Annotated in this window: 23 protein-coding genes and 7 pseudogenes; 19 read left to right on the top strand and 11 right to left on the bottom strand. The window is 67.2% G+C overall.

The features are described from left to right. The first annotated feature begins 77 nt into the window (after positions 1 to 77). Positions 78 to 1,520 carry a PucR family transcriptional regulator gene (locus LP418_RS25500; protein WP_257954160.1) on the top strand — a complete coding sequence of 481 codons (1,443 nt, stop codon included), beginning with the start codon at positions 78 to 80 and terminating at the stop codon, positions 1,518 to 1,520. Continuing rightward, positions 1,445 to 1,615: a helix-turn-helix domain-containing protein gene (locus tag LP418_RS34650; protein ID WP_442940324.1), complete on the top strand. Its 171-nt coding sequence runs from the start codon at positions 1,445 to 1,447 to the stop codon at positions 1,613 to 1,615. The genes LP418_RS25500 and LP418_RS34650 overlap by 76 nt, the downstream gene beginning before the upstream one ends. Positions 1,616 to 1,631: 16 nt before the next feature. On the opposite strand, the gene LP418_RS25495 is transcribed toward LP418_RS34650, so the two are convergent. The 3 genes and pseudogenes from LP418_RS25495 to LP418_RS34640 form a co-directional block, all read right to left on the bottom strand. Continuing rightward, on the bottom strand, positions 1,632 to 3,278 hold the full coding sequence (locus LP418_RS25495) for an FAD-dependent oxidoreductase (RefSeq protein ID WP_257954159.1): 1,647 nt from the start codon (positions 3,276 to 3,278) through the stop codon (positions 1,632 to 1,634). 232 nt (positions 3,279 to 3,510) lie between these two features. Continuing rightward, positions 3,511 to 3,903 (bottom strand): annotated as a pseudogene (locus LP418_RS34645) (DeoR/GlpR family DNA-binding transcription regulator); the annotation flags it as partial. Then, on the bottom strand, positions 3,900 to 4,076 hold the full coding sequence (locus LP418_RS34640; RefSeq protein WP_442940013.1) for a DeoR family transcriptional regulator: 177 nt from the start codon (positions 4,074 to 4,076) through the stop codon (positions 3,900 to 3,902). The pseudogene LP418_RS34645 and the gene LP418_RS34640, both read right to left, overlap by 4 nt. 256 nt (positions 4,077 to 4,332) lie before the next feature. On the opposite strand from LP418_RS34640, the gene glpX reads away from it, so the two are divergent. The 3 genes and pseudogenes from glpX to LP418_RS31640 all read left to right on the top strand — a co-directional run bounded on the left by glpX (position 4,333) and on the right by LP418_RS31640 (position 6,309). Beyond that, the gene (glpX, locus tag LP418_RS25485; protein WP_257954157.1) at positions 4,333 to 5,364 is read left to right on the top strand and encodes a class II fructose-bisphosphatase; all 1,032 of its coding nucleotides are present in this window, start codon (positions 4,333 to 4,335) and stop codon (positions 5,362 to 5,364) included. 84 nt (positions 5,365 to 5,448) lie between these two features. Continuing rightward, a pseudogene (locus LP418_RS31645) lies at positions 5,449 to 5,972 on the top strand (NAD(P)-binding domain-containing protein); the annotation flags it as partial. Positions 5,973 to 6,063: 91 nt separating this feature from the next. Beyond that, positions 6,064 to 6,309 carry a hypothetical protein gene (locus tag LP418_RS31640; protein WP_336276165.1) on the top strand — a complete coding sequence of 82 codons (246 nt, stop codon included), beginning with the start codon at positions 6,064 to 6,066 and terminating at the stop codon, positions 6,307 to 6,309. Between the two features lie 102 nt (positions 6,310 to 6,411). On the opposite strand, the gene LP418_RS34635 is transcribed toward LP418_RS31640, so the two are convergent. From LP418_RS34635 to LP418_RS25460, 5 genes and pseudogenes are all read right to left on the bottom strand, one after another. Continuing rightward, positions 6,412 to 8,244: a xanthine dehydrogenase family protein molybdopterin-binding subunit gene (locus LP418_RS34635; RefSeq protein WP_257957188.1), complete on the bottom strand. Its 1,833-nt coding sequence runs from the start codon at positions 8,242 to 8,244 to the stop codon at positions 6,412 to 6,414. Between the two features lie 162 nt (positions 8,245 to 8,406). After that, positions 8,407 to 8,614, bottom strand: a pseudogene (locus LP418_RS34630) (hypothetical protein); the annotation flags it as partial. Positions 8,615 to 8,706: 92 nt separating this feature from the next. After that, the gene (locus tag LP418_RS25465) at positions 8,707 to 9,207 is read right to left on the bottom strand and encodes a (2Fe-2S)-binding protein (RefSeq protein WP_257954156.1); all 501 of its coding nucleotides are present in this window, start codon (positions 9,205 to 9,207) and stop codon (positions 8,707 to 8,709) included. Continuing rightward, the gene (locus LP418_RS34625) at positions 9,204 to 9,455 is read right to left on the bottom strand and encodes a hypothetical protein (protein ID WP_442940012.1); all 252 of its coding nucleotides are present in this window, start codon (positions 9,453 to 9,455) and stop codon (positions 9,204 to 9,206) included. Before LP418_RS34625 ends, LP418_RS25465 begins: the two co-directional genes overlap by 4 nt. After that, positions 9,397 to 10,089 carry an FAD binding domain-containing protein gene (locus LP418_RS25460; protein ID WP_257954155.1) on the bottom strand — a complete coding sequence of 231 codons (693 nt, stop codon included), beginning with the start codon at positions 10,087 to 10,089 and terminating at the stop codon, positions 9,397 to 9,399. Before LP418_RS25460 ends, LP418_RS34625 begins: the two co-directional genes overlap by 59 nt. Before the next feature lie 388 nt (positions 10,090 to 10,477). Between LP418_RS25460 and LP418_RS31625 the strand changes: the two genes are divergently transcribed. The 8 genes and pseudogenes from LP418_RS31625 (at position 10,478) to cofE (ending at position 15,232) form a co-directional block, all read left to right on the top strand. After that, positions 10,478 to 11,143: a radical SAM protein gene (locus tag LP418_RS31625; RefSeq protein ID WP_336275825.1), complete on the top strand. Its 666-nt coding sequence runs from the start codon at positions 10,478 to 10,480 to the stop codon at positions 11,141 to 11,143. Further along, on the top strand, positions 11,134 to 11,316 hold the full coding sequence (locus LP418_RS31620) for a hypothetical protein (protein WP_336275824.1): 183 nt from the start codon (positions 11,134 to 11,136) through the stop codon (positions 11,314 to 11,316). The genes LP418_RS31625 and LP418_RS31620 overlap by 10 nt, the downstream gene beginning before the upstream one ends. A 7-nt stretch (positions 11,317 to 11,323) precedes the next feature. Next, positions 11,324 to 11,971 (top strand): hypothetical protein, encoded by a 648-nt coding sequence (locus tag LP418_RS31615; protein ID WP_336275823.1) that lies wholly within the window; start codon positions 11,324 to 11,326, stop codon positions 11,969 to 11,971. A 50-nt stretch (positions 11,972 to 12,021) separates the two neighbouring features. Next, positions 12,022 to 12,633, top strand: coding sequence for a radical SAM protein (locus LP418_RS31610; RefSeq protein WP_336276137.1), 612 nt, complete (start codon positions 12,022 to 12,024; stop codon positions 12,631 to 12,633). Between the two features lie 90 nt (positions 12,634 to 12,723). Continuing rightward, a pseudogene (locus LP418_RS31605) lies at positions 12,724 to 12,918 on the top strand (hypothetical protein); the annotation flags it as partial. A 160-nt stretch (positions 12,919 to 13,078) separates the two neighbouring features. Next, positions 13,079 to 13,633, top strand: a complete 555-nt coding sequence (locus tag LP418_RS25450; protein ID WP_336275822.1) for a hypothetical protein — start codon at positions 13,079 to 13,081, stop codon at positions 13,631 to 13,633. Next, complete coding sequence (ribA, locus tag LP418_RS25445; protein ID WP_336275821.1) at positions 13,633 to 14,454, top strand: GTP cyclohydrolase II RibA; 822 nt, start codon at positions 13,633 to 13,635, stop codon at positions 14,452 to 14,454. The genes LP418_RS25450 and ribA overlap by 1 nt, the downstream gene beginning before the upstream one ends. 1 nt (position 14,455) lies before the next feature. Beyond that, positions 14,456 to 15,232: a coenzyme F420-0:L-glutamate ligase gene (gene cofE / locus LP418_RS25440; RefSeq protein WP_257954152.1), complete on the top strand. Its 777-nt coding sequence runs from the start codon at positions 14,456 to 14,458 to the stop codon at positions 15,230 to 15,232. Here cofE and fgd read toward each other — a convergent pair. Then, positions 15,225 to 16,245 (bottom strand): annotated as a pseudogene (fgd, locus tag LP418_RS25435) (glucose-6-phosphate dehydrogenase (coenzyme-F420)). The gene cofE and the pseudogene fgd overlap by 8 nt on opposite strands. A 58-nt stretch (positions 16,246 to 16,303) precedes the next feature. After that, positions 16,304 to 17,893 (bottom strand): PucR family transcriptional regulator, encoded by a 1,590-nt coding sequence (locus LP418_RS25430; RefSeq protein WP_257954151.1) that lies wholly within the window; start codon positions 17,891 to 17,893, stop codon positions 16,304 to 16,306. A 386-nt stretch (positions 17,894 to 18,279) separates the two neighbouring features. Here LP418_RS25430 and LP418_RS25425 point away from each other — a divergent pair. The 6 genes and pseudogenes from LP418_RS25425 to moaA all read left to right on the top strand — a co-directional run. Further along, positions 18,280 to 18,657 (top strand): annotated as a pseudogene (locus tag LP418_RS25425) (hydantoinase/oxoprolinase N-terminal domain-containing protein); the annotation flags it as partial. A gap of 32 nt (positions 18,658 to 18,689) precedes the next feature. Continuing rightward, positions 18,690 to 19,469, top strand: a complete 780-nt coding sequence (locus LP418_RS25420) for a hydantoinase/oxoprolinase family protein (protein WP_336275820.1) — start codon at positions 18,690 to 18,692, stop codon at positions 19,467 to 19,469. Between the two features lie 225 nt (positions 19,470 to 19,694). After that, complete coding sequence (locus tag LP418_RS25415; protein WP_257954149.1) at positions 19,695 to 19,946, top strand: hypothetical protein; 252 nt, start codon at positions 19,695 to 19,697, stop codon at positions 19,944 to 19,946. Between the two features lie 71 nt (positions 19,947 to 20,017). Continuing rightward, positions 20,018 to 20,470 (top strand): annotated as a pseudogene (locus LP418_RS25410) (S-methyl thiohydantoin desulfurase domain-containing protein); the annotation flags it as partial. A gap of 64 nt (positions 20,471 to 20,534) precedes the next feature. Continuing rightward, the gene (locus LP418_RS25405; protein WP_336275819.1) at positions 20,535 to 21,095 is read left to right on the top strand and encodes a DUF917 domain-containing protein; all 561 of its coding nucleotides are present in this window, start codon (positions 20,535 to 20,537) and stop codon (positions 21,093 to 21,095) included. An 89-nt stretch (positions 21,096 to 21,184) separates the two neighbouring features. Next, complete coding sequence (gene moaA, locus LP418_RS25400; RefSeq protein WP_257954148.1) at positions 21,185 to 22,183, top strand: GTP 3',8-cyclase MoaA; 999 nt, start codon at positions 21,185 to 21,187, stop codon at positions 22,181 to 22,183. Here the strand turns inward: moaA and LP418_RS25395 are convergent. Beyond that, positions 22,128 to 23,519 (bottom strand): PucR family transcriptional regulator, encoded by a 1,392-nt coding sequence (locus LP418_RS25395; RefSeq protein ID WP_257954147.1) that lies wholly within the window; start codon positions 23,517 to 23,519, stop codon positions 22,128 to 22,130. The two genes, moaA and LP418_RS25395, sit on opposite strands and share 56 nt — an antisense overlap. Positions 23,520 to 23,631 lie beyond the last annotated feature (112 nt).

Raw genomic sequence — 23,631 nt, 5'->3', positions numbered from 1 at the left:
CGCGGCACAGTTTCCGGGGGTCGGATTGTGACGTGAGGTCAACGCCGCGGCGACCGTTCTCGTGACAATGTGGCCTCGTGATCACGGCATCAGGCCTCGCAGATGCCCTTACCTCGGCCTTCATCACGCTGGTTCAGGGTGACGGACACATCCCGGTCCGCGAGCTGGAGATGATCGAGCCGGGTGACAGCACCGTTGTCGAAACAGGTGACCCGGTCCCGGGTGTAGGCGCTCGGGACATCGACGACGTAGCCGACCTCGTCCAGCGTGCTCGCGATGCTTCCGGCCTCGTGCTCCGTGACCCGTGGGTTGGGGACGTGAGGGTCCAGAAGATGTGTGTCGACGCGGGGCTGTCCCTGCTCGCGGTGGTCCCCGACGTCACCCGGACCGCCGCCATTCGGCTACTGCGCAGCACGCTCGACACCGCTGCCAGCACCCGGCGTGACGAGGGCGCGGCCGACCACGTCTACCACGACCTCTTCGAGATGGCCGACAAGATCGGCACCATTCTCGGGGCTCCGGTCACGATCGAGGACCCAGCCTCTCGAGTGCTCGCTTACTCGACCGGTCAAGCGGGGGTCGACGAGGCAAGGATGTCGACCATCGTGGGTCGGCAGGTGCCGCGGCAGGTGCGCGAGCACTTCCGCGCACTGGGCGTCTTCCGTCGGCTCGCGTCATCCGACGCTGCCGTCTTCGTGCCGGCGGGAGAGGCAGGCGTCAAGGCGCGGTTCGTCGTGCCCGTTCGGGCAGGTGGCGAATGGCTGGGATCGGTGTGGGCCGTGATGGAAGAGCCGGCCCCCGCGGCTCGAGCGCGTGAGCTGCGCGCTGCTACGGAGGTTGTTGCGCTCTATCTGCTCCGCATCCGTGCGCAGAGCGAGCTGCAGCTGCAGGTGCACCTGGACCAGATCCGCACCGTGTTGAAGAGCCGTGTTGCCGGGCAGCCAAGCTGGCTCGCTCCCGGTCCTTGGCGCGTTGCGGTCCTCTCCGGCCCCGTGGTCGAGACACCGGCAGAGGCCCGCTGCCAGCTGTGGCAAGCGCTGACCCGCCGGCGTGGTTGGCGCCAGCCCTTGATCGCGGACATCGACGACGCCGTGTATGCCCTGCTGCAGGAAGAGGGCGCGGGCGTCGGCAGCTGGGCGTGGCTCCGCGAGCTCGTCCGCGAGGAGAGCACGCGGAACTCGTCGCTCCTCATCGTCGCCGGCGGACCGGTCGACTCTGTCGCCGAGGTGACCCAGTCTCGAGCTGCTGCGGACGAGCTGATGAGGCTGAGCCCCGATTCACTCGAGCATCCTGTGGCGTCCCCTGGAATCCTCATGGACCGCACTGGTGCTGGCCCGAGCGGTTGCGGGGCTCGCCCACAGGTCCTTGGTCTCGCCGGTGAAGGATCTCCTCGTGGACGAGGGCGAGAACGGTGGGGACCTGATCGAGACCCCCGGCTGCGGTCATCGACTACTGGGGCGAACCCCGTCGCGCGGCGCACGCACTCGGAATCCACCCCAACACGGTTCGCTACCGCCTGACCCGGTTGGCCGAACGATGGCCGGTCGACCTCACCGATCCTGCCCAGCGCCCGGCATTGCGCCCGGAGATAGCCGGTAAGCAAGCAGGGCACTGACCGGGGCGAGTCCCGATCAGGTCAAGGCGACGATCGCATCGATCTCCACCACGGCGCCCAGAGGCAGCGCAGCCACGCCGATCGTGGTTCGGGCCGGCACCGGCCGACCCTCGAAGTGCTCGGTGTACGCCGCGTTGATCTCCGCGAACGCCTCCGGGCGTGTCGTGAAGACGCCCGGGCGAAGAGCTCGATCGAGCGAGGTACCCGCCTCGCGGCACACGGCTTCGAGGTTGCCGAGGCTGCGCCGCACCTCCGCGGTCAGATCGGCGTTGTCCAGCTGACCGGTTGCTGGGTCAAGTGGCAGCGAGCCGGAACAGTAGAGGACACCGTGATGGGCCACCGCCCGGACGTAGGGGCCGATCGCGGCCGGCGCGTCCGGCGATGCAATGTGAGTCGGGTTGGTCATGGGCTTCCTTCTCAGCGCAGGGGGTTGACCGCGCGCAGCTGCGCGGGGCTGTTGCCGGTGATGATTTCTTCGGCCGGGAGCTTGCCCGTCACGGGCCCGAGCGTGATGCCCCACATCCCGTGACCGCCGGCGATGAAGACGTGCGGGTTGTTCTGTACCGCCGACCAGTGGCAGACCGTCGGCGGTGCAGGGTCGGGCTCCGACCCACTCGTCCTCACGCTGGTCGAGGTGGGCGCCCGTCAAGAGGCGGCTGGCCTCGTCCACCAAGGCCCGGATGCGGCGTGGGTCCCGGGGGGCGGCGACGTCGCGGAACTCCATCATCCCCGCAACGCGGAGCCGATCTCCGACGGGAGTGCATGCCACCCTCTGCTTCGGGAAGTAGACCGGGCCCCGGGGCTGCTGGTCCACCTTGACCGTGAAGGAGTAGCCGCGTCCCGCCCGGACGACCCGTCGTACGCCGAACTGGCGGGCCAGTTTGTTCAGGCGCGCGCCGGTCGCGATCACCACGGCGTCGTAGTGCTCGCCGGCGATGATGACGCCCGACCCGCTGGCCCGGATGTCGGTGACCTCGGAGTCGGAGCGGATCTCCCCACCACGGTTGCGGACTGACTCGGCAACCGAGTGCACGTAGGCCGACGGGTCGAGGAAGCGCTCGCCATGGAGCCTGATTGCGGTGCCGATCTCGTCCGACAGTGCCGGGTCCTGCCGGCGCGCCTCGTCGCCGTCGATGACCTCGAAGTTCACCTGCTGTCCGGCAGCCGGGATCTGCTCGAACTCCTCCAGCAGGCCCTTGCTGTCCGCCACCGTGCGGAAGGCGGCAGTGAAGGGCTCCGCCGTGCGCGTCGGTTCGATGACGCCGCCGTGGCCCATCTCGTCGAACGCCGCCAGAGCACCGTTGTTCAAGGGGATGAGCGCCTGCATCGCACGCTGCCAACGGGTGTTGGTGCAGTTGCGCGCGAACTGCAGCAACCACCGGATGAGTCGGGGGTCGGCAGTGGGCGGGATGTAGACAGGCGACGACGGACTGAGCACAGCTCGCAAGCCGTACTTCAGGACCGACGGCTCAGGCAGGGGCACCGCAATGCTGGGGGTGAGCCAGCCGGCGTTGCCCCAGCTGGATCCAGCGGCCACGTCGTCGCGGTCGTAGACCGTGACGTCGACGCCGTGCTCCCGGAGGTACCAGGCTGTGCTGAGTCCGACCATGCCGGCACCGAGGACTGCGACGCGCTGGCGTCGTTGGCGAGAGCTGTTGACCATGATTCGATGCTCGCCCACGACGGGCACTCTGTCCTTGCCCTGCCAGCACAGTTCGACTGGCCCCGACTGTGACCGGGCCACAGTCACGGCGACCGGAAGATATGTCGGTCGCTACGTGCCGGCGATGATTCCGGCGCCATAGGCATGACGTTCTTCGGGGAGCGATCTGGTCGTCGGTGATGATTCCGTCGACCTCGTCGATGGCGGCCACCCCGGCCAGCGCTCGGTGGCCGAACTTGCTGCTGTCGACAACGACAAGGGTCTTTGCAGCCGCGGCGATCATCGCGCGCTTGGTCGGCACTTCGAGCGTGTTGGTGTTCGTGATCCCGATCGAGGCGTCAACGGCATCCGCTCCGAGGAACGTCCAATCCGCACTCAGGTCGTCGAAGAACGACAGGGCGCGATCGCCCACCAAGGTGAAAACGGCGCCCAGTAGTTCGCCGCCCGTTACCAGGAGCCGCGCATCCGAGCTCGTTGCGACGAAATGCGCAATCCTCAGGTCGTTGGTGATCACCGTGACTGGCCGATCACGCAGCGCGACGGCGATCTCATACGTCGTGGAACCACTGTCCGGGATGACTGTGTCCCCGTCCTTGACCGGGTCCGCGGCGATCCCGGCGATCATCCTCTTCTCGGACACGCGTTCATGCACCTTGCGCGTGCACGGCACGTCCCCAGTCCCATCAGCGACGAGCCGGCGCCGCCATGTGTCCGCTGGATCCGTCCGGTCTTGGCCAACGAATCCGGGTCGCGCCGAATGGTCGAGGGATTGACACCCGGGGGACTCAGCCGGGTCATGGGCTTCGACATAGCCCTCGGACGTCACTCGATCCATGATCTGACGCTGTCTCGCCTGCGCGGTCACGTTCGTCCCCCCGGCCTCGTGTGCGGCGCATTGGTCGCGCGTATTCACGCAGCATAATGCGCCCTGCACTGCGAGGAAGGCCCAATTTGTACGGATGGGAGATTGTAGACCCGGCATCTGCCCGATATCTTCCACTCGGTTGCGCGACATCGCGCAAATGCACGCGCGCAGACAGCGAGGTACCGGCACATGAATGAGTCCATCACCCTTGAAGCACCGGGAAGCCAGAACACCGGGCACACGCCGCTCGACCTGACCCACGGATCGTCCTCGTTGGAGCCGGGCCCGGCGTGGGAGCTTGCTCGAGTCACCCGGGCTGCGGCCGTCGCATCGGCTGCCCGGGTCGGGCGTGGGGACAAGAACGGCGCCGACGGCGCGGCAGTCGCCGCGATGCGGCACCTCCTCGGCACAGTGGCCATCAACGGCACGGTCGTGATCGGCGAGGGCGAGAAGGATGACGCGCCGATGTTGTTCAACGGCGAGAGAGTCGGCTCCGGCGGCGGCGCCCCGGCGTGTGATCTTGCCGTCGACCCGATCGATGGCACCCGACTCACAGCCAACGGGCTGAACAACGCGCTGTCGATCGTCGCCATCGCCGAACGCGGCGCGATGTACGACCCCTCCGCCGTGTTCTACATGGAGAAGCTGGTCACGGGTCCCGAGGCTGCGGACGTCGTGGACATCAGCGCCCCGGCCGAGGTGAACATCCGGCGCGTGGCCAAGGCAACTGGCCGCGCACCCTCAGAGATCACGGTCGCGATGCTCGACCGGCCACGCCACGAAGATCTCGTGCGCGAGGTTCGACGCAGCGGTGCCCGCCTCCAGCTCCTCATGGACGGGGACGTCGCGGGCGCCATCGCCGCCGCACGCACGGGGACCGGGATCGATCTGCTGCTCGGAATCGGCGGCACTCCCGAAGGGACCCCGGCGGCATGTGCGATTCGCAGCCCGGGCGGCGTGATCCGGGGTCGACTCTGGCCACAGGATGAGCGAGAGCGGGCCCGGGCGGTCGACGCCGGCCACGACCTCGACCGCATCCTCACGACGGAGGACCTCGTCTCGGGCCGCGACGTGATCTTCGTGGCAACCGGAGTGACGGACGGAGACCCGGTCCGCGGGGTCAGGCGCGACGCCGGCTCCACGGTGACCCACTCCGTCGTCATGCACTCGCGACACCGGACCGTCGACTTCATCGAATCGACCACACCCACCACTCACTAGGCCAACGGCATCGCCCCGGTCGCACAAGATCAAACAGAGACGAGGACTCAATGGAAACGATCGGAATGATCGGCCCGGGGCTGCATGGGCGGCAACATGGCCGAGCGGCTGCGGCGAGCAGGACTGTCCGTCATCGGCTTCGACCCGCACTCGGAGTCAAGCGACGTCGATTCCCTCGCGAAACTCGTGGAAGCAATCCCCACCCCGCGCCGACTGTGGGTGATGGTCCCTGCGGGGGACGCCACCATACGCACGATCGAGACGCTCGCCGAACTGCTCTCCCCGGCGACCCGGTGATCGACGGCGGCAACTCGCACCACAGCGACGACGAACACCACGCCCGAATCCTTGGCGCCAGCGGCGTCGCCTACATCGACTGCGGAGTGAGCGGTGGCGTGTGGGGACTCACCGAGGGTTACGCCCTCATGTGCGGGGGCTCCGACGACGACGTGGCTGCAGCGCGACCGATCTTCGATGCCTTGACACCCACCGGTGGTGAGGGATTCGTCCACGCGGGACCGACCGGCGCCGGACACTTCGCCAAGATGGTTCACAACGCCATCGAGTACGGCGTCATGCAGTCCTTCGCAGAGGGCTGGGAACTGCTGGAGACAGCCAACCGGGTCACCGACGTGCGCGAGGTCTTCCGCTCGTGGCAGCACGGATCCGTCGTCCGCTCCTCGGCTCCTCGACCTTGCCGTGCTCGCCCCGGACAAGGACGAGCACCTCCGAGACGTGCGGGGATACGCCGCCGACTCCGGCGAAGGCCGCTGGGCCATCCGGGCCGCAGTCGATCAGGCCGTCCCCCTGCCCGCGATCACAGCCGCGCTCTACGCACGTTTCGCCTCACGCCGGGACGACTCACCGAGCATGAAGATGATCGCCGCACTCCGCAACCAGTTCGGCGGACATGCAGTCACGAGCACTTCCGGCTCCACCGGGTAGTCGAAACTCGGTTCAGTTCACGCCTCGCGGCGAAACGTTACGCGTCAAGGGGGTCATCGGCCGGTGCCGATGACCCCCTCGCCTTGCTGGTCGAGCCTGCGGTCAGGAATCAGACTCCGCGTCCACCAGTGCGAAGAGCACGTCCTCCGGGGTGATCGGAATCGCCGTGAACGACTTGCCCGTGGCATGGCGGACGGCGGTGGAGATCACAGCCGCGGTGAGAACCACCGGGGCCTCTCCCAATCCCTTGGCACCGTGACCGGTCAGGGGATCGGGGTGCTCCATGAAGATGATCTCGACTTCGGGAACGTCGACTGCGAGCGGCAGACGGTAGCTCTCGAGGCTCCTCTCCACGAGTCGCGCGTCGTCGCCGATGCGCATGCTCTCGTACAGCGAGTATCCGATGCCCTGCACCACTCCGCCCCGGACCTGTCCGCGGGCGCCGACCGGATTGATCACCTTCCCGGTTTCCTGGACGACGATGTAGCGCACCACCTCGACATGCCCAGTCACCTCGTCCACCTCGACCACGGCGAGATGCACGTGGTAGGTCGGCGTGCTCATGGTCGTGAAGAGCGCGCCCGACGCGCAGCCGGCATCGAAGGGAATGGGCGGAGACGTGTAGGACGACGTTGCCGAGATCGAACCCGTCGTGAAGGTCGCCGTCGCGGCAACAGCAGCGAGGGGCACTGCCGAGCTCGGAGCCCCCTTGACTCGGGCATGACCATCGATGAGCTCGATGTCCTCCGGGCTGGCCTCGAGGAGACCGGCCGCGACGGCGAGGAGCTTGTCCCGGACCCGGATGCTGGCCTCGAGGGCCGCTGTGCCCACGATGGCCGTGGTGCGACCTCCCCGGGAGCCCCCGTCGTATCCGGAGACATCGGTGTCCGGAAGGGACGACCGAACGTCGCCTTCATTCATGCCGAGCGCGCTGGCGACGATCTGGGTCAGACCCATCGAGACCGCACCGGAACCATTGTCGTTCGCCGCGGTGATGAGGCTGGCGGTGCCGTCCTCGTACATCTTGATCGTCACCTCGCCCGGCATCGGGTTCGTCATCCAGACGCCGGCCGCGATACCCACCCCCCGGTTCGGCTTGAGGCCGTCGAGGACCTCCTGCCACGGGGCGTGTTCCTCGAGCTTGTCGAAGGCCGTACGCAAGATGCTGGCGTCCTCGAAGACCTGACCGGTCCGGCTCTTCTCGCCGTCGGTGAACAGGTGACGCAAGCGGTACTCGCGCCGGTCCACGCCGAGCAGGTCGGCGATTTCATCCATGTGCTGCTCTTGCGCCATGTAGAGGTAGACGCCGTTGACGGCCCGGAACGCACCTGTGGGAGCGGTGTTCGTATACCACAACCGGACGCTGGCACGCATCGGGCCGTGCATCTTGTAGACCGACCCGATGATGGACAGCGGCAGGCTGGCCAGCCGGGGCATCTCCCCGCTGTACGCGCCGTTGTCCATGTCGCACGAGAACTCACGCCCGATCATGCGACCCTCGGCGTCGAGAGCAGTCCGGATCGTCATTGTCGCGTTGTCGCGGGTCGGACAGGTGAGCATGTCTTCGGCTCGGCTCGTGCGAATGCTGACGGTTCGTCCCGTCACCTTCGCGGCGAGCGCGGCGAGCGGCTCGACCCAACCGTCCAGCTTGGCACCGAAGCCGCCACCGATCGTCTTGCCCACGACTCGAACGTCGCTGGGCCGGACTGCCAACAGCTGGGCGATCCGATCGCGAACGTTGAACGGGTACTGGCTCGCCGTCGTGATCACGAAGCGGCCGTGCTCGTAGGTCGCGGTGGCCGCCTTCGGCTCGAGATATGCCCGGTACTGCCGTTGGGCCGAGTAGGTGCCCTCGACGATGTGGGCAGCCCGAGCGAAGGCCTCGTCGACCCCTTCGGGTTCGGCGGTGACCTCACACGCGCAGTTGTCCGACACGGGGTGGTCCACCCCGAAGGTCGGAACGTACTTCGCCCACTCGGGGTGGATGACACGTGCATCCCCCTTCGCAGCACGTTCGAGGGTGATGCCTTCCCATTCCTCGATGTCGAGCAGGATTGCATCGGCCGCAGCCTGCGCCTGCTCGCGCGACTCCGCCACGACGATCGCCACAGGCTCGCCCTCGTAGCGGACCCGGTCGACTGCGAGGATCTGCTGATCCCTGGAGGACCCATCCGCCGTACACGTTCGGCTGGTCTGCGGCCGTGACGACAGCGACGACGCCCGGCAGACGCTTCGCCCGCTCGGCGTCGATCCCCACCAGTCGCCCGGCCGGCACCGGGGAGCGCAGGACCACTCCGTGTGCCATGCCCACCACGACGTGGTCGACTCCGTACTGCGCTGAGCCGGTCACCTTGGCCACGCCGTCCGTGCGGTTCATGTTTGCGCCGATGGTCACGCTCATGACGTTGCCCCTTGCGCGGTGTTGGCCCGGCCACTCTCGACCAGCACGGCCTCGACTGCCTCGACGATCTGGGTGTATCCGGTGCACCGGCAGATGTTGCCGCTGATGGCGTTCTGAATGGCCTCCCGGTCGGGGTTTGCCTCCCGCTCGAGCAGCGCCGTCAGGGACATGACGAACCCGGGAGTGCAGAAGCCGCACTGAACGCCGCCGCAACGCACCATTGCCTGCTGGAGCAGGGACGGCGCATCGACCTCACCGACGCCTTCCACCGTACGGACCGCGCGACCGGCGCATGCCGCGGTCGGATAGATGCAGGAATCGATCGGGCGATCGTCCAACAGCACGGTGCAGGCGCCACACTCACCCTCGAGGCAGCCCTCCTTGGTGCCACGCAGGCCCATTCGCTCGCGCAACGTGTCGAGCAGTGTCTCCGAACCTGTCACCTCAGTGGTGCGTTCGGAGTCGTTCACGGTGAAGCTCACCGACTCGGTGGTCATGCCACACTCCTTGTCTTGTCAATACGCTCACCAGCACGGGCGAGCGCGTGGGCAACGGCTCTAGGCAGCACCGTGAGCCGGTAGCGGCGGCTGGCCCGCATGTCGTCGATGGGGTTGGCGCCTTCAAGGGCTGCCTGCCCGGCCTCACGGAAGATCGAGTGACTGGGGTGGGCACCGATGAGCAGCTGCTCAGCAGCGGCCGCCCGGAAGGGGAACGGCGCTCGCGGCACCGACCGCGATCCGGGCATCCGTGATGACACCTGAGGACGGGTCCATGACAAGTCGAACAGCCACCGCGACGACCGACACCTCCATGGCACGCCGTCGGCCGACCTTGACGAAGGCCTCGGCTGCACCGGCAGGCACCGGCCCCATCGTGATCTTGGTGACGAGCTCCTCCGGTTCGCGTGCGGTCTGCCTACGCCCGAGCAAGAACTCCGACATCGGCACCGTGCGCTCATTGCCACTTCGGGCGAGATGCAGCACGGCTTCGTGCACGAGCAGGCTCGGCAGAAGGTCCCCTGCGGGGGACGCGTTGACCACATTTCCCACAACGGTGCCGATGGACTGGGTCTGCCAGCCCCCGACCTGACGTGCCGCCTCACTGAGGCTCGTGAAATCGTCGGCCCCGGCGTGGCGCCAGAGGTTCTCGTGGGTCACCATGGCGCCCGGGCGCAGGCCCTGTTCATCGACGGCGAAGTCGGCGAGGCCGGGGACCGCGTGGATGTGCACGAGCTCACGAGGGGAGAGCTGTCCTCCCTGCAACTGGATCATCAGGTCGGTCCCGCCGGCGAGCACCCTCGCCTCCGAGCCGAGTTGATCGAGACGCTCCAGCGCGTCCTCGAGTGACGTCGCAGCATGGAACTGCACGGTTGACGCCATTGATCCACCTCCCGGGTCAATGCCCGACAAGACGGCGGCAGATGGCCGCCGGGGCGATACGCAGGACATTAGACCTGCCTGACGCACGAGTGGATGTGCAGAATGCACGTGACTTGCATTGAGGTAGTGCGGTTCGCACTGCGAACGAGCGGCTGACATCAGCCACCGGCGTTGGTGACCCAAAAGGAAAATTCTTCGGGCTTCTGCTAGCCATCGCGCCAATGAAGCGTCCCGATCCCCGTGCGACGCTGAAGTGTCCATGGTGGGCGGAACCCCGGGCCGATGCGGGCACCCCTCGCCGCGTCTTGGCTGAATGTCGAGCACCGGGCTTGACGCTCCTTCAACACAGGAAGTGAGTTCCATATGAGCTCTCAGAGCCGTTGCATGCTTGTCGGCATGGTGTCGCGTTGAACAGCTCACCGGTCGCAGGTATGTCCGCGCACTGGCCGGGGCCGTAGCGGCCAAGTCGCTGAACCGCGACGAGGCCGTCGTCCTCCTGAAGGCGCGAGGTGACGATCTTGAGCAGCTGTGCGCCGTGGCCGCCAAGTCTCGAGACCTCGGCCTGCGCGACGCCGGTCGACCCGGCATCGTCACCTACAGCCGCAAGGTGTTCGTGCCACTCACGCGGCTGTGTCGCGACCGCTGCCACTACTGCACGTTCGCGACCACGCCCGGCCGGGTCGAGTCGCCATATCTCTCCCCCGACGAGGTGCTCGCCATCGCGCGCGCCGGTCAGGCCGCCGGTTGCAAGGAGGCCCTCTTCACGCTCGGCGACCGGCCCGAGGAGCGCTGGAGTGCCGCAGCCGAGTGGCTCGATGCAGCGGGGTATGCCGACACCCTGTCCTACGTGCGCGCCATGGCGATCCCGGTGTTGGAGGAGACCGGCCTGCTGCCACACCTCAACCCGGGTGTGATGACGTGGGAAGAGATCCAGCGCCTCAAGCCCGTTGCCCCCTCGATGGGGATGATGCTGGAGACGACCTCGACCAAGTTGTGGTCCGGAACGGCGGGTGCCACTACGGATCACCCGACAAGGAGCCGTCGGTGCGCCTGAGGGTGCTCGAGGACGCCTCACGATCTGCGGTCCCCTTCACCACCGGGATCCTCGTTGGCATCGGTGAGACGATCGAGGACCGTGCGGACTCGATCTTCGAGATGCGCGGGATCGCCGGAGCAGTTCGGCGCGATCCGGGAGGTGATCGTCCAGAACTTCCGCGCGAAGCCTGACACGGCGATGCGCAACGAACCCGACGCCGACTTCGAGGAGTACCTCGCGGCGGTCGCAGTGGCGCGCATCATCCTCGGGCCGCGCATGCGGATCCGAGCCCCGCCCAACCTCTCGCGGCCCGACCATTTCGCACTGTTGCTGGCGGCCGGCGTCGATGACTGGGGCGGCGTCTCACCGGTGACACCCGACCACGTGAACCCCGAGCGTCCCCGGCCCGAGATCGAGAGGCTGACCGAGCTGACCGCCGAGGCCGGCTTCGAGCTTCGCGAGCGGCTCACGGTCCACCCTGAGCACGCGCTGGCCGGAGACCCCCGGTTGGACCCGCGCGTGGTCCCGCACGTGCGGGCACTGATGGACCCGGCAACGGGGTTGGCCAAGACAGGCGTCAGGGCCGCGGGCCTTCCCGGCAGGAGCCCGACCGAGTCTGGGAGTCGTCCGGACGCACCGATCTGCACACCGCGATCGACACCGTCGGCAGGATCACGGACACGCGCAGCGACTTCGACGCGGCGTACGGCGACTGGTCGGTGCTCCGGGAGCAGGTCGCGAAGCCCGACCGGGTCGTCGCAAGACTGGAGCAGGACGTCCCGGCGGCGCTGCGGTCGGCCGAGCGGAATCCAGCTGCGGTCACCGACGACGAAGCACTCGCCCTGATCACCGCGGACGGCGCAGCACTCGAGGCGGTCTGTCAGTTGGCCGACGACGTGCGTCGCGACACTGTTGGCGACGACGTCACGTTCGTCGTGAATCGCAACATCAATTTCACCAACGTCTGTTACGTCGGGTGCAGGTTCTGTGCGTTCGCGCAGCGAGAGACCGACGCGGACGCCTACACGCTTTCGCTGACCGAGGTCGGCGTGCGTGCGGAGGAGGCCCGGCAGGCGGGGGCGACAGAGGTCTGCATGCAGGGTGGCATCGACCCGAAGCTGCCCGGCACCGCCTACTTCGAGATCGCCGCCGAGGTACGGCGCCGCGTGCCCGAGATGCACGTGCATGCGTTCTCGCCCATGGAGATCGTCAACGGGGCATCGCGGACGGGGATGCCGATCCGCGAGTGGCTGCAGGCCGCGAAGGACGCGGGTCTCGACACCATTCCGGGCACCGCGGCGGAGATCCTCGACGACGAGATCCGCTGGATCCTCACCAAGGGCAAGCTGCCCACCGATGTGTGGGTTCAGGTCGTCCGGACCGCCCACGAGCTCGGAATCCGGTCAAGCTCCACGATGATGTACGGCCACGTCGACGCGCCCCATCACTGGGTGGCGCACCTGCGGCTCCTGGCGCGGCTGCAGGGCGAGACGGGCGGTTTCACCTGAGTTCGTGCCGTTGCCGTTCATCCATCAGAACTCGCCGGTCTACCGGCCGGCGTCGCCCGACCCGGGCCCACGACCCACGACAATCGAGCCGTGCACGCGGTGGCTCGACTGCTGCTGCACGGCGCCATCGACAACATCCAGTGCTCGTGGGTGAAGCTCGGAGAGGAAGGGTGTCTCGACGTTCTTCTCGGCGGCGCCAACGACCTCGGCGGCACGCTCATGGAGGAGACCATCAGCCGGATGGCGGGCTCCAGCTTCGGCTCTCTCAAGACGGTTGTCGAGATGCAGGAGATCGCTGCCCCGGCGGGTCGCCCCGCACGACAGCGCACCACAACCTATGGGCAGGTGTCAGAGGAGCGAGCCAGCGCGGCCCTCGGGTTCGACGAGGCCACTCGACGGCTCCTGCCCCCGGGTTCCGGCCACGACCTAGGAGGGCGAGGGCGTGATGACGTGTTCGTGCGAGGGGTGGCTGCCGACAGACGCGGCGGACATGTGGTGCGCGATCGTGCCCCAGAAGGCCTTGGCGCGCGCCAAAAGCCGGATCGCTCTACTGGCAGCACCGCGACGGGACCCGGCCGCGGCGATGCTGAGGGACACCGTTTCGGCGCTCGAGGTGACGCCGGCGATCGGGCACGTCTTCGTGGTGTGGGACGACGACGCGGACATGGGTGAGCTGCCGGAGACCGAGACCCTTCATCCACTGGCTGCCACGGGGCTTGACCTCAACCATTCCGTCGAACTGGGCGCGGCCCGGGCTCGGCGAGCCATGCCCGGCTCGCACGTGGTCGTCGTACCGAGCGACTTGCCTGCCCTCGACCCGACCGAGCTGGCCACCTTCCTCGACCGGGCGGGCCGATTCTGTCGTGCGTTCGTGCCGGATGCGGACAAGGACGGGACCAGCGTGCTGACCGCCACCGGACATTCTCCGTTGCGCGCGTCGTTACGGCGCGAGCTCGCGGATGCGCCACCGGGCCTCCGGCGCGCACGAGCTTGCGAGTGATGACTTGCCGAGCCTTCGCCGCGACGTTGATGACTGGCTGCCCTCGAGCACGCCCCGGCACTCGGGTGTGGCCCCCACACGGCTTCGTTCGTGCTGGACACCGAGTCCCCGGACACGGAGCTGGAGGCAGCAAGGTGAGTGCCTCGATGCCCAGCCCGTCGGACCTCACTGATGCTGTGGGTAGCGGTCCCGAGGTGCGGGCTCAGGTGGAGGTCCCGATCGATCTCGCGGATGGGGTCGAGGCCCCGGCCATGTTGTTCACCTTCCGTGGTCTCGCGAACAGCGCCGAGCACCTCGCAGTCGGCCTGGGATCCTTCCGTCATCCCGTCGGAGGCGTGCCGCTCGTCCGGATCCACTCGGAGTGCATGACCGGTGACGTGCTCGGTTCGCGGCGATGCGACTGCGGTCCTCAGCTCGACGAAGCCATGCGGCGAATCCATGCGCGCGGCGGCTTTCTGCTCTATCTGCGTCAGGAGGGTCGCGGCATCGGGTTGTACTCCAAGCTCGACGCCTACCTGCTCCGGGACCACGGACTCGACACGTTCGAGGCCAACCTCGCGCTGGGGTACGCCGAGGACGGGCGCGACTACCGGGTGGCTGCCGAGATGCTGCTGGCTCTGGGTGCCGCCGGGATTGACCTGCTCACCGGCAACCCGACCAAGACCCGTCAGTTGACGGAGCTCGGCATCGAGGTGGACCGGGTGCTGAGCACGGCCCTGCACAGCACGCCGTCCAACCTGCATTACCTACGGACGAAGGCCGCGCGCGGCCACCAGTTCGCCGTGGCCGATGACAGCGATTCCACCTGCCCCGGAGACTGAGATGCCCGACCACGTACACGGCTTCGCCGTTCACGGGATGCCCAAGGTAGTGCCGGGCGACGATCTCGCCGGCCAGATCTGGGCCTGCATCACGGCGGGCTCAGCCGGAGTCAACACGTTGAGGTCCGGCGACGTCGTGGTCGTCACGAGCAAGATCGTCTCGAAGGCGGAAGGCCGCCACCCGGCCGCCGCCGATCGCAGTGCGGCCATAGACGCCGAGACCGTCCGCTTGGTCGCGGCTCGCGGTGACACCCGCATCGTGGAGACGAGACACGGCTTCGTGCTCGCGGCTGCGGGCGTGGACAACTCCAACGTCGAGTCGGGACTGGTGCTTCTTCTTCCAATCGACCCGGACGAGTCCGCGCGCCAGATTCGGCGCGAGCTGCGACGCTTGTCCGGCGCCGATGTCGCGGTCTTGGTGACCGACACAGCCGGGCGGCCGTGGCGCAACGGACTGGTCGACCTCGCGATCGGCGCTGCCGGACTCGAGGTCCTCATCGACTGCCGTTCACGGGTCGATGCCTACGGCAACGAGCTCTCGCTGACGATCACAGCGGCCGCAGATGAGATCGCCGCCTTCGCCGAGCTCATCGCCGGCAAGACCGCCCAGATACCCGTCGTGGTCGTCCGCGGCCTTCACCATCTGGTCACACTCGACGACGGGCCGGTGCCCCCGCGCTGGTCCGATCGCCGGACGAGGACATGTTCCGGATGGGCACGAATGAGGCGCTCGAACTCGGGCGGGCCAGCGCGACCAACAGCTCCGACTGCTAGGTGATGGTGGGTCCGGTCATGTTGCGCAGCTTGGGGATGACGTCCTCGGCCAGCTGCTGCAGGAAGCGTTCCTGGTCGTGTCCCGGGCCGTGGAAGACGAGGTGGTTCAGCCCCGCGTCCAGATACGGCTTGATCTGCGCCACCGCATCATCGGGGTCCGAGGCAACGATCCACCGCTTGGCAACCTGCTCGAGCGGCAGCTCGTCGGCCAGCCGTTCCATCTCCACGGCCGAGTCAACCGAGTGCTTCTGCTCCGCAGTCAGCGACAGCGGAGCCCAGAACCGGGTGTTCTCCAGCGCTTGGGTGGGGTCTCGGTCATAGGACAACTTGATCTCGATCATGCGATCGATCTCATCAAGGCTGCGTCCGGCAGTCTCGGCACCCTCGGCCGGGGCAGGCATGAGCTGGTCGTTGTACAGCTCCATGCCCTTGCCCGACGTGCAGATGAAACCGTCCGCAACACGACCGACGTACTTCGCCATTTGCGGACCACCCGCGGCGATGTAGATCGGGACCGGCTGCTCAGGTCGGTCGTAGATCTTGGCCTTGACCGTCGTGTAGTACTCACCATTCATCGACACCTCGGCCTCAGTCCACAGCTCGCGCATCAGGGTCACCGATTCACGCAGACGTGCGTAGCGCTCCTTGAACTCCGGCCATTCGCGACCCGAGACAGCGATCTCGTTGAGAGCCTCGCCGGTACCGATCCCGAGCATCACGCGCCCCGGGTAGAGCAACGCCATCGTGGCGAAGGCCTGCGCCAGCACCGCAGGGTTGTACCGAAAGGTCGGCGTCAACACGCTGGTGCCGATCATGACCCGCGAGGTCCGCTCCCCCACCGCCGCCATCCGGGCCGGGGAGAACGGCGCATGGCCCCCGACATGGCGCCACGGAAGGAAGTGATCAGACGTCACGACGCTGTCCAGGGCCGAGCTCTTCGGCCGGGACCGCGTACTCAACCAGAGGTCGTGGGGCGAACTGCTCCGCCGACGCCTTGTAGCCGATCTTCAATGCCATGTGAGGTCTCCTAGATGAGTGGTCAAGACAGAAGTTGAGGCGAGTTCGGGCCGAGAGCTCAGGCCGCAGCCATGAGACGGAGCTGGAGTTCAGCCACCATCCGCTCCACGGGGTCGTCCAGATCAAGTCCGCAGACTTCCTGAATCTTGCGGAGCCGGTAGCGCAGCGTGTTGCGGTGGATGAAGAGCTGCTTGGCAGCCCGAGGCAGGTCACACGCGGCATCGAAGTAGGCCCGCAGGGTGACGACGTAGTCCGTGTTGCGCGATTCGTCGCTCGCACTGAGAGCCCGGATCCGTCCGACCAGCAGGTGCGGGTGCTGACGGACCAGTCCCCGGAGATCGCACAGCACGGATTGCGCTCGGCACTCGGCCACCGTGGCCACGCGCGGCCCATCGCTGCTGGACGTGACGTCAAGGACACGGTCGAGCTCGGCGCGCATGCCGGGCAGGCTGTTCAAGGCGGTCACCGGTTCGCCGTACGCACAGAAGAGCTCGACCTTGGCCCGGTTGCGTGCCCGGGTGCCCAGCTGGGAGCAGAACGTATCCGGGTCGTCGGCGTGCATCCCCGGGACGAGCGCGTAGAGGTTGTCGCCCCGCGTGGCCATGATCGCGCCGGGCGCCCGGCTCGCCATCCTGAGGCCGACGAGATTCTCCACGTGCATCCGGTCGATGGGACCGACCTCACGACCAGTGGCTCGGAAGGCCACGAGTTGGTAGTCGTTCGAGGCATCGAGGCAAGGCGACAGCATCTGGGGAGCACTGGTGCCGTCGAGGACCGCCATCATGAGGTCGCTGTTGAGTCGTCGGCCCATGTCCTGGATCGAGCGCAGGCGCAGCATCAGGACCGACGCGATACGCGCGAACTCGATGAGTTCTCGTTCCTGGGCTGCCGCCAGCTGCGTCGTTCCCTCGGTGACCCACACGTATCCGAGGACGTCGATGCCGGCACGCACCGGGAACACGATCCTCGCAGGAGCGCCCTCCGGCGAGAGTCGCACCGGCTGATAGGACTCCCTGATGTGTTGGAGGTGGCCGGGCGCGTCCAGCCACGTGGCCATCGGCTGTGGCAGCTCGCGGCGGGTGATCGCCTGTGCGCAGGCGTCGTCAACGACCTGTTCTCCACAGTTGGCGTAGGCGACAACGCGCATGGCGCTGTCGTGGACCTCGACTGCGCGACCGAGCACCTCGGCCGCGGTCTCGGCCAGCGCGAAGAGGTCGGAGACAGGCAGGTCGTCGACGAGTGAACTGGCACCGATCAATGACCCGAGGCTCGAGCGCGCGCAGTCCCACGTCGTCGAGGCCGCAAGGGCAAGGATGGTGACGCCAGTGCGTTGTGCCCGGGCGATGGCCCAGTCGCGGTCGATCAGACCCTTGAAGATGACGGCGCTCGCCCCGACACTGCTTGCCTGCTCCATGAGCTCGGACGCGAGTGGCGAGACCGACTCGACCCCGACCGCGAGCACGATTTCGTTGGGTCCGACCGCGGCGGGGTTGTGGGCGTCCCAGATGACGGCGCCCGACACCGGGACATCAAGATCGTTGGGCGAGGCAACCGGGCTGAGTTCTGCGCCGGTTGCGGCGACCGGGTTCCACAGGGTGACGTGTACGCCGAGTCGCCTGACGGCCCGGTCCTTGGGACTGAGCCTCAACGTGGACGAGCCACGCTCCGAGGATGCGTCGGCTGCCCGGCGGATCGAGGGACCGAAGGGAAGCGAACTCAACGTGCGCACCGGCTCCATCCCTGAGTTGACCTGCTCGACAATCGTCACGAGGCTGCCTCCAATTCGTCCCGGCTCGGTGCGGCGCACTGAGCCGAAGGGTGATGCTGGCCGACAGTAGACCCGGTCGTGAGACCCATCACTGGGCAAAGCGCTACGTCAATGCTGAAGGACTGGGCAACTCGCCCTGCGCGCTCAATTGAAGATGCTGCGCCTCGGCAATGCTGATGAGAATCGGCGGTAGAGCAAACGAGGGCCACCGCCTCCCAAAGGGCTTCTTGCACTGATTGGCGGTGGCCTGTTCAGCGATCTGTCCAATGACGCCACCAACCGAGTTTCATACGATCCAAATCAGATCGGCCCGAGCCTTGCCCCGGACGGGACTTCACTCAACGCTCTGCAGGCCGCACCTGCGACTGGCTAAAGGATCTCCACTATGCAAATTGGCATCGACGTTGGCGGGACGAACACGGACGCCGTCCTGCTCGAGGGAAGTCGAGTCCCTGGCCGAGACCAAGGCGTCGACCAGCGCCGACGTGACGACCGGGATCGTGCAGGCGATCGAAGGGCTCCGGGCAGTCACGCCCTTCGAACCGAGCGCGGTCAAGGCGGTCATGGTCGGCACGACGCACTTCATCAATGCCATTGTCGAGGGCAATCGGCTCTGCCCGACAGCGGCGGTGCGCCTCGGGCTTCCAGCAACGGCTGCTCTGCCGCCCTTCAGCGGATGGCCAGAACGTCTGATCAAGGCAATGGAGGGTCAGGGGCACCTGTGCCATGGTGGCCACGAGTTCGACGGACGACTCATCTCCCCCTCGATCGCTCCGAGCTGCTGCGCGTCGCCGATTCCTTGGTCACGTCAGGGATTCGCTCCGTCGCCATCTCGTCGGTCTTCAGTCCCGTCAACGCGGACATGGAGCAGGAGGCGGCAGCCATCCTGCTCGAGCAGCTGCCCTCCCTCCATGTCAGTCTGTCCCACGAGATCGGCCGAATGGGCCTCCTCGAGCGCGAGAACGCCACCATCATCAACGCGTCCCTGCGTGAGCTGGCCGACCACGTGTGTCGCGGCCTGACAGAGACCCTCGCCAAGGCGGGCTTCGAGGCACCGCTCTTCCTCAGTCAGAACGACGGCACCTTGATGGACGTGGAGTACGCACGCGAGCACCCTGTCGCCACGTTCGCCTCCGGACCGACCAACTCGATGCGCGGTGCCATGTTCCTCTCGGGCCCGGAAACCTGCGCCGTGGTTGATGTCGGCGGCACCACCAGCGACGTGGGGATCCTGCAGGGCGGTTTCCCTCATGAAGCAACCGCTGAGGTCAGCGTCGGTGGGATCCGCACCAACTTCCGGATGCCGGACGTGCTGTCGGTGGGTATCGGCGGCGGATCCCGGATTCGCGCGGACGGCGGGGACGTCACCGTCGGTCCCGACAGCGTCGGCTTCCGGTTGCGTGAACAGGCGCTCGTCTTCGGTGGATCAGAGCTGACAGCGACGGACCTGCGGTAGCGGCCGGCCTCGCCGAGATCGGCGACCCGTCACTGGTTGCACACCTCGACAAGGGCATGGTCAACAAGGCTCTCGGCTGGATGGCCGACGAGGTTGCCACTGTCGTGGACAGGATGCGCACCAGCCCAGCCCCTCTCCCCGTCGTCCCTGGTCGGCGGAGGAAGCATCCTGCTCCAAGATGACCTCCCCGGTGCGGCCGAGGTCGTGCGGCCCGATCACTACTCGGTGGCCAACGCGATCGGTGCGGCCATCGCACAGATCGGTGGCGAGGTCGACCGGATCTTCGCCATGGCCCCCGGGAGCCGCGACGAAGTCCCGGCGACCGCCAAGCAGGAAGCCGTCGATCGCGCCGTCGCCGCCGGCGCCGCGCCCGGTTCCGTGCAGGTGATGGACATCGAAGAGGTGCCCATCGCCTACCTCCCCGGAAATGCCACGCGAATCAGGGTTCGCGCCGTGGGCGACCTCGACCTCACGTGACCCAAGCAATCGCCCACGCTCGCAACAAGACAAAGGACTTCTCATGGCCTTCCAACTGACCATCGACGACCCTGGCTGACCTCGTTCGCGGCGCCGCCCTGCTCGGCACCGGGGGCGGTGGCGACCCGCAGATCGGGCACGCCCCGGTTTCTCACGCGCTACGAGACACCGGCTCCGTGACCATCCTCGATCCGGAGGACCCGGACGACGACGACCTCGTGATTCCGACTGCGCTCATGGGTGCTCCCAGCGTCCCGGTCGAGCGACTGCCCCGTGGCACGGAGCCGGTCAGCGCGTTGCAGGCCCCGGAAAGGCACCCGGGACGCAAGGCGACTGCCACGATGCCCATCGAGTCAGGTGGCATCAACTCGACCATTCCTCTCTTCGTGGGGGCCACCCTCGGCATCCCGGTCGTCGATGCCGACGGCATGGGGCGAGCCTTCCCCGAGCTCCAGATGGAGACCTTCGCGGTCTACGGCGTGAACGGGTCACCTCTTGCCGTCGCGGACGAGCACGGCCACACAGCCATCATCGACACGGGTGCCGACAACAAGAAGATGGAGACACGGGCGCGCGATCACCATCAAGATGGGCGGTGTCGGCTACATCGCCGAGTACCCGATGGACGGTGCGACTGTCCGTCGTACGGCGATCCCCGGCACCCTTTCCCCGGCCGTCCGCCTCGGGCGCACGCTGCGAGAGGCCCGCGAACAGCACCGCGATCCTGCCGAAGCCCTCAGTGAAACTCTGAGCGACACGCTCTACAAGCATGGGGCAGTGCTCTTCACGGGAAAGATCGTCGACGTGGATCGTCGAACCATCGAAGGCTTCACGCGGGGAGCTGCGCGGATCGAGAACTTCGAAGGCACCTCCAACTGCGTCATCGAGTTCCAGAACGAATATCTCGTGGCCCGGATCGAAGATCAGACGAGGGTAATGGTCCCTGACCTGATCACGATCCTTCATCTTGAAACGGGCGAGCCCATCACCGCAGAGACGCTCCGGTACGGCCAGCGTGTTCAGGTGTTCGCCATCGCCACACCCGACATCATGCGTACGCCGGAGGCTCTCGATGTCTTCGGGCCTCAGGCATTCGGTCTGGCCGAGCGGTTCGAGCCGTTCGAGCAAATGTCCACCGCCACCAGTTGATCGACTTCTTCAGGAGGATGTTCCATGTCAACTTCGTTCGCGGTACTCGAGGCGATTCAGTCGTCAGGGCGAGACATCGAAGGCAGTAGATGACGTCCGCCCTGCTGGACACGTTCGGACGGGTCGCGACTGACCTGCGGGTGTCGCTGACTGATCGGTGCAACTTGCGCTGCACCTACTGCATGCCGGCCGAAGGGCTAGCCCGGTTGCCCAAACCCGAGCTCCTGACCGACGACGAGGTCCTCCGGCTCATCGAGGTCGCGGTGACCCTTCTCGGCATCACCGAGGTCCGGTTCACCGGTGGTGAGCCACTCGTACGCCGCGGAGTCGTGGACATCATTCGCCGCACAGCGCAGCTCGCGCCCCGTCCGACTATCTCCGCGACGACGAACGGAATCGGTCTTGCCCGTACCGCTGGCGCGCTTCGAGACGCTGGGCTCGACCGTGTGAACGTCAGCCTGGACACCCTCAGCGAGACGGTGTTTGCCGAGCTGACGCGCCGCGACAGGTTGGCCGACGTCCCGGCCGGGCTGGCAGCCGCCTCGGCGGTGGGCCTCGCCCCCGTCAAGGTCAACACCGTTCTGATGCGAGGGGTCAACGACCACGAGGCGAGCGACATCCTCGACTACTGCCTTGACCACGGGTTCGAGCTGCGTTTCATCGAGCACATGCCGCTCGACGCGCAGCACCAGTGGTCGCGCGAGACCATGGTGACGGCCGAGGAGATCCTCGAACGACTCTCGCGACGTCACACCCTCTCCCCCGAGCTGGCCTCGATCCGGGGCAGCGCGCCCGCGGAGACCTTCCCGGTCGACGGTGGTCCCGCGCGGGTCGGAGTCATCGCCTCGGTGACGCGTCCCTTCTGCGGCAGTTGCGACAGGACGCGGCTCACTGCCGACGGCCGGGTGCGGAACTGCTTGTTCGCCCAAGGTGAGACGGATCTGCGTGGACTCCTGAGAGCCGGCGCTTCCGATGAAGCCATCGCCCAGAGCTGGGTGGGCGCCATGTGGGCGAAGCAACCGGGTCATGGCGTCAACGACGTCGGCTACCTGCAGCCTGATCGGCCGATGTCCGCCATCGGCGGCTAGATCTCCTTCTCGTAAGACACTGGAGTACTCGACAGGCGAGCTGAAGGACCAGCCGCTCGTCCGGCCCGGCCGGGTTCATCGAGAGCATCTCCTCCACCCTGCTGACCCGCAGGGCCACCGTGTTGCGGTGGACACGGAGGGCCGACGCGGTGGAACTGGCCGACGACTCAAGCTCGAGATAGGTCCGCAGAGTTTCGAGTAGCGCCTCTTCGCCGTTTTCGAGTAGAGGTGCCAGCAAGGTCTTGGCATAGGCGCGGAAAGCTTCAGACCTGTACCAGTCCGCCAACACGCGCATGACCCCCAGCTCGTCCACGTGCTCCACGCGTCCGCGCCGACTTCCATCGCCGGCGAAGAGGCACGCCTCGCGAGCCTCTTTCAGCGACTGAACCAGTCCGGCCGGACCGGCGTACGGTCTGCCGATCCCGCCCACCACGTCGCCGATCACCTCCGCCCGGCCGAGTGCGCTCCTGACGCGCATCGTGAACTCACGATGCGAGCCTGATGAAGGCATCTTGGGCGTCGTCACCCAGCAGGCCCACCCGTCGGTCCGCTCGACCACGGGTCCGTCAAGCCCGTGCTCGGCCAACAGCTCGCGCACCCGCGGGGTGAGTCGAAGCAGCTGCTGGGTGTCGCCCGAGAGCCGCACCTGGATGCCGACATGCCAGCCCTCCAGCCGCCAGCCAGCACGGACTGCGTGCTCGGCCACGTGACGCGGAAGCGATGTGGAGTTGTCCATGAGCTCGGATAGGAGGGTGCTCCTGTCCCGCGCATTCCGCTCACCGATCAGTCGTTGGCGAGCGGCCCAAGTGGCGAGAGCCATCCCAGCAGCGGTGAGAGCATGCATGGACGCGTCGACCCAGAAGACGTGTGAGTGGGGCAACCGCGCAACCAGCCACAGGTCCGGACGCATGGCGTCCTCGACGAAGACCGGAGCGCACAGCAGGTGCCCTCCTTCGACATTGACGATCTCGGGTACCCCGCGCTCGAACAGCGACTCGGGCACAGGTGCGACCAGCTCGCCAGCCACCAGCGCGCCCTCAGCGCGGAGGACTGCCGTCACGCATCCGAGCTCTGAGTCCACTGCGTCAACCACCCGGTCGGGGGTGCTCAGGGGTGCACGCAGCGCTTTGAGCACCCGTGGCACCGGGCTCGACGCGTGGCGCTCCGGCGCATGCACTTCGCGCGACAGCTGCCGGGCCAGCGCCACCGGATCGCGATCGGGCAAGGTCAACAGGGGCATGTCGAGTCGCTCTGCCGGGCGTCGCGTCGTCAACATCAGATTGCTCATCGAGGGCAGGACGACTCCCACTGCATCCGCCATGTGGGCCTGCCTCACCAGCAGCTCGGCCTCGAACCCGCGCTGCCGGCGGTATGCCGCCACGACCAGTGCACCCGGTGCGACTTTCGGCAGGGTCGGGGTGTGAGCCACAAACACATCGCGCACGCCC

Source organism: Nocardioides sp. B-3 (assembly GCF_024703895.1).
GTDB lineage: Bacteria > Actinomycetota > Actinomycetes > Propionibacteriales > Nocardioidaceae > Nocardioides.
Note: the sequence above shows the minus strand (reverse complement) of the source record. Positions and strands in the feature narration are given on the sequence as shown.

Coding starts and splice junctions, on each gene's coding strand:
- LP418_RS34625 (WP_442940012.1), bottom strand. CDS start 9,455: ATGCCCGGATCGCGGTCGGTGCCGCGAGCGCCGTTCCCCTTCCGGGCG.
- glpX (WP_257954157.1), top strand. CDS start 4,333: ATGAATGAGTCCATCACCCTTGAAGCACCGGGAAGCCAGAACACCGGG.
- LP418_RS25465 (WP_257954156.1), bottom strand. CDS start 9,207: ATGACCACCGAGTCGGTGAGCTTCACCGTGAACGACTCCGAACGCACC.
- LP418_RS25450 (WP_336275822.1), top strand. CDS start 13,079: ATGACGTGTTCGTGCGAGGGGTGGCTGCCGACAGACGCGGCGGACATG.
- LP418_RS25420 (WP_336275820.1), top strand. CDS start 18,690: ATGGCCAGAACGTCTGATCAAGGCAATGGAGGGTCAGGGGCACCTGTG.
- LP418_RS31615 (WP_336275823.1), top strand. CDS start 11,324: ATGCGCAACGAACCCGACGCCGACTTCGAGGAGTACCTCGCGGCGGTC.
- LP418_RS25460 (WP_257954155.1), bottom strand. CDS start 10,089: ATGGCGTCAACCGTGCAGTTCCATGCTGCGACGTCACTCGAGGACGCG.
- cofE (WP_257954152.1), top strand. CDS start 14,456: ATGCCCGACCACGTACACGGCTTCGCCGTTCACGGGATGCCCAAGGTA.
- LP418_RS25495 (WP_257954159.1), bottom strand. CDS start 3,278: ATGGTCAACAGCTCTCGCCAACGACGCCAGCGCGTCGCAGTCCTCGGT.
- LP418_RS34640 (WP_442940013.1), bottom strand. CDS start 4,076: ATGACCCGGCTGAGTCCCCCGGGTGTCAATCCCTCGACCATTCGGCGC.
- LP418_RS25405 (WP_336275819.1), top strand. CDS start 20,535: ATGGGCGGTGTCGGCTACATCGCCGAGTACCCGATGGACGGTGCGACT.
- ribA (WP_336275821.1), top strand. CDS start 13,633: ATGACTTGCCGAGCCTTCGCCGCGACGTTGATGACTGGCTGCCCTCGA.
- moaA (WP_257954148.1), top strand. CDS start 21,185: ATGACGTCCGCCCTGCTGGACACGTTCGGACGGGTCGCGACTGACCTG.